General features: G+C 73.5%; 2 protein-coding genes. Both read left to right on the top strand.

All coding sequences use genetic code 11. The features are described from left to right. Positions 1 to 376: 376 nt before the first annotated feature. On the top strand, positions 377 to 4,492 hold the full coding sequence (locus ACIBEC_RS39015; RefSeq protein WP_396290062.1) for an amino acid adenylation domain-containing protein: 4,116 nt from the start codon (positions 377 to 379) through the stop codon (positions 4,490 to 4,492). Continuing rightward, the gene (locus ACIBEC_RS39010) at positions 4,492 to 13,914 is read left to right on the top strand and encodes an amino acid adenylation domain-containing protein (protein ID WP_360507136.1); all 9,423 of its coding nucleotides are present in this window, start codon (positions 4,492 to 4,494) and stop codon (positions 13,912 to 13,914) included. Before ACIBEC_RS39015 ends, ACIBEC_RS39010 begins: the two co-directional genes overlap by 1 nt. The last annotated feature ends 30 nt before the right edge of the window (positions 13,915 to 13,944 follow it).

Here is a 13,944-nt window from a genome sequence, read left to right as displayed (position 1 = left end):
GCCTTCAGGTCGAACAGCGGGGTGTGCCGACCCTTCCTGGTCCGCACCCGGAGACGAACAGGGGAAGAAGCTCCAGGCTCTTGCCTCCGGCGGAGTTAGTCATCTTAACTATGCATCCATGGTCGAAGATCCACCGCGCTTCGTCGCCGCTGACCTCGACGGCACCCCCATGCACCGCCCCGGTTCGCCTGTCCCCTCAGTTCCGCTGACCGCCTGTCACCCCACTGTCATGCGCTCGGTCGAAGCGATCTGATCGGGGCGTCCGATCGAGGCGATCCGGCCCGTACCACCGGGGTCACCGGCCACTCCCGCCACGTGCCGCCACCCCGCCGTCGATCCCTGCAATGACGCTCCCCCCACAGGAAAAGGTCTGGCTTTGTCGGAGACGCACCACCCCCACAGCACCACCACCGACCAGGCCGATGCGCCTCCCGCGCGGAAGGTCGACACCCCGACGGCCGCCGGCCCGCAGCTCCCGGAGCTGGCGTCAGGACAGCAACGGCTCTGGGTGCTGTCACAGTTGGACGGCGCCAACGAGGCGTACAACGAGACCATGGCCTTCACCCTGTGCGGCCCGCTGGACCGCGCGGTGCTCGCCCGTGCGCTCGACGAGCTGGTCTCCCGGCACGAGGTCCTGCGTACCCGGCTGGTCGCCACCGGGGGCGGTGTCCACCAGCTGATCGGTCCGCCCGACTGCGGCTACACCCTTGCGACGGACGACCTGACCGGGCTCCCGGACGCCGCAGCGCGCGTCACCGCCCTGCAGCGTGCGGAGTCCGACACGCCCTTCGACCTGAGCCGCGGCCCGCTGGCACGTGGCCGTCTGATCGTCCTGGCCGAGCAGCGCCACGTGCTGCTGCTGACACTGCACCACGCGGTCTTCGACGGCTGGTCCATGAACGTGATGCTGCGCGAACTCGGAACGCTGTACACGGCCTTCCGGGACGGCGCGGACTCCCCGCTGACACCGCTGTCCCTGCAGTACGCCGACTACACCCGCTGGCAGCAGGAGTGGGCGTCCGGGAACGAACCGGCGGCGCAGGCCGCCCACTGGAGGGAAGCCCTCGCCGGCGCGCCGTCCCTGCTCGAACTGCCCACCGACCGCCCTCGCCCGCCGGAGCAGGACTACCGCGGCGGCCGGGTGCCGGTCTCCTTCGACAGGGAACTCGGCGCCGCCCTCAAGGCGCTCGCGCGGCAGCAGGGCGGAACCCTGTTCGTGGCCGTCCTGGCCGGCTGGTCCGTGGTGCTGTCACAGCTGACGGGTCAGACCGACATCGTCGTCGGCGTCCCGACCGCGAACCGCCGCCGCGGCACCTTCTCGGACCTGATCGGATTCTTCGTCAACTCCCTCGCCGTGCGGGTCGACCTGTCGGACTCGCCGACCGGGTCGGCCGTACTGAAGCAGGTGCGCGGTGCGCTGCGGGCCGCCCTGAAGCATCAGGACCTGCCGTTCGAGCAGGTGGTGGAGCTGGTCAACCCGCCGCGCAGCACCGCCCACACACCGCTGTTCCAGACCATGTTCGCCTGGCATCCCTCCAGGAAGGGTCTCCTGGCCCTGCCCGAGATCGAGGTCGAGCCGCTCGGCATCCCCTACGCCGGGGCCAAGTTCGACCTGGCCCTGTCGCTGGCCGAGGAGGACGACGGCCGGGTGGTCGGCCACCTGGACTACGCCAGCGCGCTGTTCGACCACCAGACGGCCGAGCGCTACGCGGGCTATCTACGCCGGGTGCTGACCCAGCTGGTCGACCGGCCCGACCTGGGCGTGGACGATCTGGCACTCATGGACGAGGAGGAGCGCCGGCGGGTGCTGTCGGACTGGAGCGGCGCCGACCGTGCCCGCCGGGACGAGCGCGCCGACGAGCTCGAAGCGCCTGCCGCTGCCGCCCCGATCGGATTGGTCGAGCGCTTCCAGGCCCAGGTCCGCACCCGCCCCGCCGGTCCGGCCCTGGTCTGCGAGGGGGAGCGGCTCGACTACACCGCGCTCGACCAGCGGGCCAACCGGCTGGCGCACGCGCTGATCGCCCGCGGCGTCCGCCCGGACCAGGTGGTCGGTCTGCACTCCGGGCGCTCGACCGAGCTGGTGGTGGGTGTCCTCGGCATCCTCAAGGCGGGCGCCGCCTATCTGCCGCTCGATCCGGGGCAGCCGGTCGAGCGGCTGGCCGCGATGGTCGAGGACGCCGTACCGGCCCTGGTGCTCAGCGACGCCGACGTCCCGCCCGAGGGCTGGCAGTCCCTGAGGGCGGTCGAGGCCGAGGCGGAGCGTGACGACGCGCCGGGGATCACCGTCGGACCGTCGCACCTGGCCTACGTCATCTACACCTCGGGCTCCACCGGCCGCCCCAAGGGCGTGGCGGTGACCCACGGCAGCGTCACCAACCTCTTCGACACCTGGCTGGCGCGGTTCGGGGCCACCCCCGGCGAGGCTGCCTCCGCCTGGTCGAGCATCGGATTCGACGCCTCGGTGCACGAGTTGCTGATGCCGCTCACCACCGGCGCCGTGCTGCACCTGGTCCCCGACGACCTGCGCGGCGACCCCGAGGAACTGCTGGGCTGGATGCGCGAGCACCGCATCGTGCAGGCGTTCCTTCCGCCGTCCTACGTCAAGTGGATCGACGAGGACCCCGAGGCACGCCTGGACGGGCTGATGCTGCGTCAGCTGCTGACCGGGGTGGAGTCCCTCCCGGAGAGGGCGCTGCACCGCATCCGGCAGGCGCTGCCGGGCCTGCGCATCTGCTACGGCTACGGGCCGACCGAGGCCACCCTCTACAGCACCGCCTACACCGACCCGCAGCCACTGGACCGGCAGTGCCCGATCGGCCGCCCCCTGGACAACACCCGCCTCTACCTGCTCGACCGGCGGCTCCGGCCGGTTCCGACCGGGGTGGCCGGCGAGGTCTACCTCGGCGGGGCGAGCCTGGCCCGGGGCTATCTGCACCGCCCGGACCTGACCGCCGAGCGGTTCGTCGACGATCCCTTCGTGCCCGGCGAACGCCTGTACCGCACCGGCGACCTGGCTCGCTGGCTTCCGGACGGCAATGCCCAGTACCTCGGCCGCAGTGACGACCAGGTCAAACTGCGCGGCTTCCGGATCGAGCCGGGGGAGATCGAGGCCGCGCTGCTGGCCCTCCCCGGCGTGCAGGAGGCGGCGGTGTTGGCCGATCGCGACGCCACGGGCGAACTGCGCCTGGTGGCGGGCCTGGGCCGGGGGGACGCGGAGCCGCGCCGACCGCACGAGTGGCGTGCCGCACTGGCGCGGCGGCTGCCGGACTACATGATCCCCGCGCTCTTCGTGGAACTGCCGCAGCTGCCGCTCAACCGCAGCGGCAAGCTGGACCGCGCCGCGCTGCTGGCCGCGGCCCGCTCCGCGACCCGTGCCCAGGTCAACACCGCGAGCCCGCGGGACCACGTGGAGATGGCGCTGCACACCATCTGGCGGCGGGTGCTGATCCATCCCGGCATCGGAATATCCGACAATTTCTTCGATCTGGGTGGTACCTCCATATCCGCCATCAAGGTGGCCCTGGCCGTCCGCGAGGAGTTCGGCGAGACGCTGCCGATCCGCGACATCGTGCAGAACCCGACCATCGAGGCCCTGGCCGAACGGCTTCGGACGGGGGCGTCGGGAGCACCGGACGGCAACCTCGTCGAGTTCCGCGAGGGGGACGGACAGCAGCGGGTGGTCTGCATCCACCCGGCCGGCGGCACCGCCTTCTGCTACCTGCCGCTGGCCGCGGCGCTGCCCGACCACGTCGGCGTCCTCGGCGTGCAGTCGCCCGGGATCAATCCCGGGGAGACGCCGCTGCCCACGGTCGAGGCCATGGCGGAGCAGTACCTGTCCCTGGTCGACCCCCGGCCGGACGAGTCGCTGGTGCTGTGCGGGCTCTCCTACGGCGGCCTGGTCGCCCACGAGATGGGGCGCCGACTGGCCCTGGCCGGGCACACCCGGCTCAGCGTGGTGCTGCTCGACACCCACGGAACCGAGGACGCGGAGCAGCTCGCCGCGATCGCGCCCGTGGAGATGTCGGACTTCCGCGACAAGCTCATCAGGTTCAACGGAATGTACCCGGGCATCGAGGACGAGCAGATCGACCGGTACTTCCGCATCTACAACCACAACCGGATGACCGCCCGCGGCTACCGGGCGCTGCCCTCACCGGCCCGGCTGGTGCTGGTCGAGGCCGCCGGGGAGAGCATCGGCGACGGCACCGGGGAAGGGCTCCGGGAACAGGAAGAGCAGCAGGCCCAGGAGCAGGCGCGTGCCGTGCGCACGTTCTGGCAGCGGCGCGCCGGCGGGGGCCTGCTGGTCGAGCCGGTCGCCTGCGGCCACTGGGACCTGTTGGAGAGCGAGGAGGTGCCCCGGATAGCCGAGCTGATCGCAGCCGAACTGGCCCGGTTCCCGGCTCCCCCGCCGCCGTCCCCGGCTCCCCCGCCGCCGTCCCCGGCTGCTCCCGCAACCGGACAGCCGGCCGCCGCGTCCGCCGTGGAGGCCTGATGCGTACCGAGAGCGCCGTACCCGTCACGCCCTCGGCCACCGGCCTGGCCCAAGCCGTGCACGAGCAGGCCCTACGCATCCCGCATGCCGTCGCGCTGGTCGACGGCGGCGTCCGGCTGGACTACACCGGCCTCGACACCGCCGCGGCGGCGGTGGCCCACGGGCTGCGCCGGGCCGGCGTGCGCCCCGGCCAGGCGGTGGCGGTCTGCCTGCCGCGCTCGTGGCAGCTCGTCTGCACCATGCTGGGCATCCTGCGGCTCGGCGCCCAGGTCGTCCCGCTGGACGCGCAGAGTCCGGCGGACCGCCGGCGCCACATCCTGACCGACTCGTCCAGCGTGGCACTGATCCACGGCGGGACGGCACCTGATGACCTGCCGGGCCGGGTGCGCCCGCTGGAGGCGGCGGCGCTGCTCGCGGCCGGACCCGGCGACCCCGCGGCGGTCTTCACCGGGGCACCGGTCTCCTTCCTCTTCTACACCTCGGGCACGACGGGCCGTCCCAAGGGCGTCGAGGTACGGGACGCCGGCATCCTGCGGCTGGCAAGGCCGGGGTACCTCCGCATCGAGGAGGGCGCCCGCTACGCCTGCCTGTCCAATCCGGCGTTCGACGCCCTCAGCTTCGAGGTCTGGGTACCGCTGCTGACCGGCGGCTGCTGCGTCGTCCTCGGCGACGAAGCCGTCCAGACACCGCATCAGCTGGCGGCCGCCCTGCTGCGGGAGCGCATCGACACGGCGTTCGTCACGGTGGCCCTGTTCAACGCGGTGGTGGACACGGAGCCGTCCTGCTTCGCCGGGGTCGGACAGCTGCTGGTCGGCGGCGAGCAGCTCAACGCCCGGATGATCCGCCGCTGGTACCGGCACAACGCGACGGCCCCCACCCGGCTGCACAACGTCTACGGCCCCACCGAGGCCACCACCTTCGCGTTGTGCCACCCCATCCCGCGCGACTTCGACGGCGACGTGGTCCCGATCGGACGGGTGCTGCCGGAGACCGAGGCCGTGCTGGTGGTCCCGGGCGGCGACCGGGCTGCGGCGAGCGGCGAGGTGGCCGAACTCCACCTGGCCGGTGCCGCTCTCGCGGCCGGGTACCGCAACCTGCCCGAGGAGACGGAGAGCCGCTTCGTCCGGCTGACCTGGTACGACGACGGCCGCACGACGCACTACCGCACCGGCGACCTGGTGCGCGCCGATGCCGACGGCCGGATCGAGTACGTCGGACGTGCCGACCGCCAGGTGAAGGTCCGCGGCTTCCGGATCGAGCCCGGCGAGCTGGAGCGGCAGATCGTCACGCATCCGGCGGTGCGGCAGGCGTACGTCTGCACCCGCAGGGCCGGGGAGCACGGTCCGAACGAGCTGCTGGCGTACGTCGTGCTCGGGGATGAGGTCCCGTTCGAGGAGTTCGACCGCCATCTGGCGGCGGGGCTGCCCGGCTACATGAGGCCGCATCACATCTATCTCGTGGACTCGCTCCCGCTGAACGCCAACGGCAAGGTCGACCAGGCCGCACTGCTGCGCCGGGACGACCGGCCCTGGCGCCGCCCGGAAGGCGACCGCCCGGACGCCGCGGCCACCACCGCCCGGCAGCGTGAGGTGCTGGACCTGGCGGCCGAGCTGCTCGGGGTACCGGACCTGCGGCTGGACGACCGCTGGATCGCCTCCGGCGGCGACTCGCTCAAGGCCCTGCGGCTGCGCTTCGAGGTGCGCCGGCGCTGGGGCTGTGAACTGCCCCAGGCGCGCGTGCTGACCGGGGACATGGCCGAGATCGCCCAGGCCGTGGCGGAAGCCGGATCCGCCGCCGACTCGCCCTACCCGGTGCCGCCCGCTCCCACCCGGGCCCGCTCGGCGCCCGCCACCAGCGAGCAGCAGCGCCTTTGGCTGCTGCAGCAGCGGGCGCCGCGGTCCCGTGCCTACGCCGTGGAGCTGGCCTTCCGGCTGGACGGCACGGTCGACGCCGACGCGCTGCGCAGTTCGCTGCGGGCACTGGTGCGGCACCACGCGGCCCTGCGCACCGGCTTCGAGGCCGCGACGGAGGGCCTGCGCCAGGTGGTCGGGCACGCCTACGACCCGTGGACCGACCCCGGCCCGGAGGCGGCCGGCGCCGACGGCGAGGACGGCGCGCGCGCCGTGGCCGACCGCTTCTTCGCCGTGCCGTTCGACCTGGCACACCCCCGGATGCTGCGCGCCTGCTGGCTGCCGCAGGGCGGCGGAGGGGTGCTCCTGCTCCATCTGCACCACATCGCGGTCGACGGCTGGTCGCTCAACGTCCTGCTGGACGACCTGTCGTCCGGCTACCGGCACGCGCACGACGGCGCCGCCGAGGCTACGTGGCGGACGGACACCACCCCGGTGCCCACCCCGCTGGACTACGCCGCCTGGCAGGCCGACTGGTTCGGCAGCCCTGCCTATCTGGCCCAGCGAGCCGAGCTGCGGGCCCACTACGCCCGGTCGGACGAGGCGGCGGACCGGGACCCGGGGGACCCGGCCGGAGCTCCCCCCTTCTCCGGGGCCCGCCTGCTGCACACCTCGCTCGACGTCGTGCGGCGCGCCGCCGTGGACCGGCTCTGTGCCGAACTGGGCATGACCCGCTTCGAGTTGCTGCTCGGCGTCTTCGCCTGGAGCCTGTACGGCGGGACCGGCGGGACCCGGCTGCGGATCGCCGCTCCGGTGGCCAACCGGCCGGTCCAGGAGTTCGAGGGCAGCGTCGGCATGTTCGCCAACACCGTGCTGCTGCCGCAGGCCGTCGCGCCCCGCGAGGACCTGCGCAGCCAGCTGCTGCGCCAGAGCGCCGGGGCCCGCCAGGTGCTGGACCGTCAGGACGTGGCGCTGGCCGATGTCCTGGCCGACCGGGAGCCGGCCGGGGGCGACTCCCCGTTCGACTACCTGTTCGTCCTGGAGAACACCGACTTCGGTGCGCTGGCCCTGCCCGACTGCGCCTCCCGCCCGCTGTGGTGGGCCCCGGCCGAGGCCAAGTGCCCGATGACGCTGTCCGTGGTCGAGCACGCGGGTGGGCTCGACTGCCTGTGGGAGTACGCCGACGACCGCTTCGACGCCTCCGAGGTGGCGGCCATGGCGGGCCTGTTCCGGCGGGGCCTGGACCTGCTCGCCGACGGCGGGACGGCGACCCCGGCCGAGCTCGTGGCACCCTACCGCCGCGGACTGCCGAAGCCCGGTCGCGGCGCCTCGACGGCGCCGACCTGGACGACGGTGGCCGAGGGCTTCGCCCTGCAGGTCGCGCGCACACCCGACGCACCGGCCCTGATGTCCGAAGGCCGGTCGGTGAGCTACGCCGCTCTCGACGCCCACGCGGCGGCGCTGGCCGCCGAGCTGCGGGCCGACCACCCGCTGCCGGAGGGGGACGACGACCGTCCGTGCTGCGTCGCGCTGCACCTGCGTCCGTCGGTCGAGCACGTGGTGGCGCTGCTGGCACTGGCCCGGCTCAACGTGACCATCGTGCCGCTGGACCCGTCCTATCCGCCGGCCCTGCGCCGGCAGGTGCTGGACCAGGTGGAGCCGCTGTGCGTGCTGCTCCCACCAGGCGGTGACCCGGAGTTCGACGCCGTCGACCCGGGCCGCATCGTGCGCCACCCGGTGGTGCTGTCACCTGCCACCACGGCGGCCGCACCCACTGCCGCCGACCCGGCCGGCCCGGCGCACAGCGGCGCCCGCCCGCTCTACACCCTGTTCACCTCGGGCTCCACCGGTGTCCCGAAGGGTGTGCAGGTGTCCGACCGCACCCTGTGCAACCTGCTGCAGTGGCAGGCGGAGTCGGGAGGACTGGCGGCCGCGTCGGCCACCCAGCAGTTCTCCATGCTCTCCTTCGACGTGTCCTTCCAGGAGGTCTTCGGGACGCTGTGCGGCGGCGGCTGCCTGCACCTGGTGCAGCCCGGCTGGCGGCAGGACGCCCCCGCGCTGCTGGAGCAGCTGGAGACGGCCGGTGTGGAGCGCGTCTTCATGCCCTACGTGGCACTCCAGCTCCTCGCCGAGCACGGCGTTCACCTGGGCCGCTACCCCTCGCGGCTGCGGGAGGTGGTCACCGCCGGCGAACAGCTGGTGTGCACCGAGGCGATCCGCCGCTGGTTCGCGGGCCTCGCGGGCGCACGGCTGTTCAACCACTACGGCCCGACCGAGACGCACGTGGTGAGCAGCCTGTGCCTGGACGGTGATCCGGCCCGGTGGCCGGAGCGTCCGGCCATCGGCCGACCGGTGGCCAACGCGGTGCTGACGGTGGTCGACGAGGCCGACGAGCCCGTTCCCCCCGGCCGCGTCGGCGCCCTGCTGATCGGCGGCACGATGGCGGCGCGCTGCTACCTGGGAGACACGGCGCTCGACGACGAGCGCTTCGTCGAGCTGCCCGGCCTCGGCCTGTGCTACCGAAGCGGCGACCGGGCCCGTTTCGACCGGCAGGGTCTGCTGCACTTCCTGGGCCGGGACGACGACCAGATCAAGCTGAGCGGACACCGGCTCGAGCTGGGACAGGTCGAGGCGGCCCTGCTGCGGCACCCGGACGTCGTCAACGCCGTGGTGGTCCGCGACGGTGAGGAACTGGTGGCCTGCCTGCAGTGCCGTGGGAAGGCGCCCACGGCCCAGGACCTCACCGCGCACCTGGCGCCGCTGCTGCCCGGCCACGTCCGGATCGCCCGCTTCCGGCTGGTGGGGGAGCTGCCCAGGACCCCTAGCGGCAAGCTGGACCGCCGGGGCGCCCTGAGCGCTGCCGGGCGGGAACTGCGCCGGCCGACGGCCCGCAGCACCGGCCTGTCGGCGCGCGAAGCCCTGCTGACCGAGGCGTTCGAGGCGGTCACCGGTGCGGCGATCGACCCGGGGCAGAGCTTCTTCGACGCCGGAGCCTCAAGCCTGGGACTGATGCGCTTCCAGCTCCGCTGCACCACCGAACTGGGCCTGCGCTTCACCGTCGCCGACCTGTTCGAACACGTCACCGTACGGGCGCTGGCCGACTTCCTGGACCGGTCGGCACCGGCCACGGACGACGACGCCCCACGCGCCGCAACCGTCGTCCCCACCGCTGCGCCGGCCGACGCCGCCGGGCAGATCGCCGTAGCCGAACCGATCGCTGTAGCCGAACCCGTCGCGGTCGACGAGCCGATCGCGATCGTCGGCATGGCGGTACGACTTCCGGGCGCGTCCGATCTCTCCGCGTTCTGGCGGATGGTCACCACCGGCAGCATCGGCATCGAGCACTTCGACGCCGCCGACGGCCTGGTCGGGGCGCGCAGCCAGTTGGACGGCCCACTGGCCTTCGACCCGGATCACTTCGGCATCAGCCGGCAGGAGGCCCGGCTGATGGACCCCCAGCAACGGCACCTGCTGATGAGCTGTGTCGAGGCACTGGCACACGCCGGGATCGCCGACCCGTCGGGTCTGCGCGTCGGCCTGGTCGCCGGAGCCGGTGAGAACACCTACTTCCAGTCCATGCTTCGCGAGGCCGACCCCGAACGCCTGCCCGACGGCTTCCAACTGGCCCTGCACCACGACAAGGACTTCCTCGCCACCAAGGCGGCCTATCACCTGGGGCTGACAGGTCCCGCCTTCACCACCCAGGCGGCCTGCGCCAGTTCGCTGGTGGCCGTCCATGTCGCCGCCGGCCTGCTGCGTCAGGGCGATGCCGAGGTGATGCTGGCGGGCGGAGTCCTGGTCGACCCGACCCTGACCGACGGATACCGCCACCAGGCGCAGCACATCTTCTCCGTGGACGGTCTCTGCCGACCCTTCAGCGACGACGCGAGCGGCACCATCGGCGCGAGCGGCGTCGGCATGGTGGTGCTCAAGCCGCTACGCCTGGCCCAACGCGACGGCGACACCGTCTATGCCCTGATCACCGGCTCGGCGTTGAACAACGACGGCTCCGACAAGCTCAGTTACAGCGCCCCCTCGCTCGCCGGGCAACGCGAGGTGATTCGCGCCGCTCTGCGCCGCAGCGGTCGCAGCGGCGCCGACCTCGGCTATGTCGAGGCCCACGGCACCGCCACCCGGCTCGGCGACCCGGTCGAGGTCGGCGCACTGCGCCAGGCCTTCGACCTGGACCGGTCCGGCCACTGCGCGCTGACCTCGGTCAAGAGCCAGATAGGACACCTGGGCGCGGCGGCCGGAGTCGTCGGGCTGGTGCGGGCCGCGCTCGCGGTCCACCACGGCGTCATCCCGCCCAACGTCGGCTTCCGCGCCCTCAATCCGCAGCTCGGCGCCGACCCCACGCCGTTCTACATACCCACCGAGGCCCGGCCCTGGCCCACGGACCGGGACAGGATCGCGGCGGTGAGCAGCTTCGGGATCGGCGGCACCAACGCCCATCTGGTGCTCGAGGCCGACAGGCCGGCCGCGGGGACGGGGGGCGACGCGGGCCTGGCGGCAGGCGAAGCGGCCCCGGACACCTCCGTGCTCCCCTGTCTGGTGCTCTCCAGCAGCAGCGAAGCGAGCCTGCGCGCCGACGCCGCCCGGATCGCCGACTACCTGGAGGCCCGGCCCTCCGCCTATCCGCAGGTGCTGCGCCACCTCCAGGCGGGCCGTCCCGCACGTCGCCGACGGCTGGCAGCGGTGTGCCCCGACGTCTCCGCCGCCGTGGCCTGGCTGCGCACTGCGGACCAGAGCACGGACGCGGGAGCGGTGGAGACCCGTACCGGGGCGCCGGTTCCGATCGAAGGTCTCACCGCGGATGAGGCGGCCGCCGCCTGGCTGTCCGGCGAGCGGATCGTCCGGCCCGCCGGTCCCGCCCAGGCACCGTGGGACTTCCCGCCGCCCGCCTTCGAGCTGGCGGAGTTCGACTTCCCCCGCGCCGCGGCGGCACCGGACCGGACCGGTCCAGCCGCCGCCGACGTTCCGCAGCGCCTTCCGGAGGACGCCTGGCTGCACCAGCCGCACTGGGCACGGCTGCGCCGCGCGGGTACGGCGATCGGCTCGCGCACCTCCCGGCTGCTGGTGCTGCTCACGGACGGACCGGCGCACCCGGACGCGGTCCGCGCCTTCGAAGCCGCCTACGCCCGGGTGGTGCGCGTCAGCGCCGCCGAGGCGTTCGCCCGGCGGGGCGACGACGTCTTCGAGGTCGACCCGGCCGACCCCGCCTCGGTCGGTCGGCTGCTCGACGCACTGGCGGGCACGGGCACGGGCGACGACGGCATCGACTGGTTGCACGCGCTGCCGCTGGGGATCGGCGGCCCGGTCGGTCGGGACAGCCTGGCCCGGGCCCGCTGGGCCTGTCTGGACACCCCGGCCGCCCTGGTGCGGGCCATGGCCGACACCGCCGGGCCACTTCGGCTGAGGCCGTGGTGGCTGTCGTACCGGGCGAGGCCGGTGGACGGACCGGTCCAGCGGCCGGAGGCGGGCCTGCTGGCCGGTGCCGCCGAGGTGGCACCCCAGGAGGGAGCTGCGGAGGGCCACTGGCTCGACCTCCCCGACGCAGACCCGGCCCACTGGGCCGCACCGCTGGCGGCGCTGCTGGCCGAGGCTGCCACCACGGCGGACGCCGCCGGACTTCCGCGCCGGCTGGCTCTCCGCCGGGGCCACTGGTGGGAACAGGTCACGCTGCCGGTGTCCACGGTCGGCCCCGGCCCCGTCGGGCTGCCCGCCGAAGGCGTGCACCTGATCCTGGGCGGCACCGGCGGGATCGGCCGCAGCATCGCCGCCTGGCTGCTGGGACACGGCGGCGCCCAGGTCCTGCTGCTGGCCAGACGTCCTCGGCTGCCGGAGGAGCTGACGCCCTGGGCCGACCGGGTCGAGCTGGTCGAAGCCGATCTCGCCGAGTCGACACCCGAGGAGGTCATGGCCCGTATCGGCCGTCGCACCGGCCGCCTCGACAGCGTGATCCACGCCGCCGGGGTGGCGAGCGGCGGCATGATCGCCCGGCGCGACGCCGAGGCGATGCGGCGTGCCTCTGCCGCCAAGCTGCAGGGTGCCCTGCTGGTCGAGCAGTTGATCGAGCGCTACCGGCCGGAGGTGGCGGTCTACTGCTCGTCGATGTCCGCGGAACTGGGCGGCGTCGGCCAGCTCGACTACGCGGCCGCCAACAGCCTGCTCGACGGCTTCGCCCAGTACCGGTCCGGCGACGCCGAGACCACGGTCCGGCTCAGCGTGAACTGGGACGTGTGGAGCGAGACCGGCATGGCGCTGCGCGCGCCGCTGACCGACGCACGCCACCGGGCCCACTTGTCGGTCGGGCTGACCGTGGCCGAGGGAAAGCGGGTGTTCGCGCACGCCATGGGACTGCAACTGCCGCAGGTGCTGGTCTCCACCACCGACATCCACGAGTCCCGCGTGTTCTACGCGGCGCCCGGCGCCCAGGCCCTCGTGCCCATCGGGACCACCGTGCCCACGCTGGTGTCTGCCGAGGGCATCACGCCGGTGTCCGTCGAAGGCACCACGGCGGCCGACGCGGCAGGCGGGACCGCGGACGTCCTGCTCGGCGAGTGGCTGTGCGCCTGGCTGGATCTCGACCACATCGATCCCGACGCCTCGCTCTACGACCTGGGCGTCGACTCGCTGACCCTGCTCGACCTGATCGGCGTGGTGAAACGTCACTTCGACGTCGAGCTGGAACTGTCACGGCTCAGCCACCGGGTCTCCCTCACCGAGATCCTGACCCGGCTGGCCGAGGCGGCACCCGCCGGGGCGGTCGATTCGGAGGACGTGGTTCCGGAAGTCTGGCAACAGGGCACCGGACGCGACGTGCTGTGCCTCGTGCACCCGGTCGGCGGCGACATCCAGGCCTACCGGTCCCTGGTGTCGGCGCTGGGCCCCCGGCTGACCGTCTGTCTGATCGCCGATCCCGCGCTGGGACGGCCCGGGACCGCGGACTGGCCCCTGGCCGAGCGGGCACGCCGCTACGCCGCCGCCCTGCGAACGCGCTTCGCGGACGACACCCGGCGGCTGCACCTGGCCGGTTGGTCCTTCGGCGCCTGGGCGGCGATGGGGATGGCCGCGGAGGCGGAGGCGATCGGCCGACCGGTCCACGGCATCCACCTGATCGATCCGCCGCCGCCCGGTGCCGGCGCGCTCTTCCAGGACTACGACGAGGCACAGCTCCAGGCGGTGTTCGCGCATGAGCTGAGCCAGGGCGGGTCCGCTTCGGCCGGTCCCGAGGCGCACGGCTACGCCGAACGCCTGGTCCGGTGTTGCCGGGCCAACCTGCGGAGCATGGCCGAGTACCGGATGCCGCTGCTGAGCGCCACCCCCAGTCAACTGTGGCTGGCCGAGCGGTCGGTGAACGGCCTGCCCTCGCTGGGCTCACCGGAGAAGCAGCGGGAGCTGTGGCGCCCGCACCTCCCGGAACCCAGCACCTGGCATCGGCTCGACACGACGCACTACGGCATCGTCCGCCCGCCTCATGTGCACGCGGTGGCCGCAGCGATCAACGAGGAAGTGAGCGACGCGGCGTCGGACGACACGCCCGGAGATCGCATCGACCGCGCCTGGACGTGATCCCGGCGCGCTCTGCGCACCGGCGATCCG

Origin of the sequence: Kitasatospora sp. NPDC051164 (assembly GCF_044455625.1) — a bacterium.
In the GTDB taxonomy this organism is placed as follows: domain Bacteria; phylum Actinomycetota; class Actinomycetes; order Streptomycetales; family Streptomycetaceae; genus Kitasatospora.
This window is presented reverse-complemented; position numbering and strand designations above follow the sequence as displayed.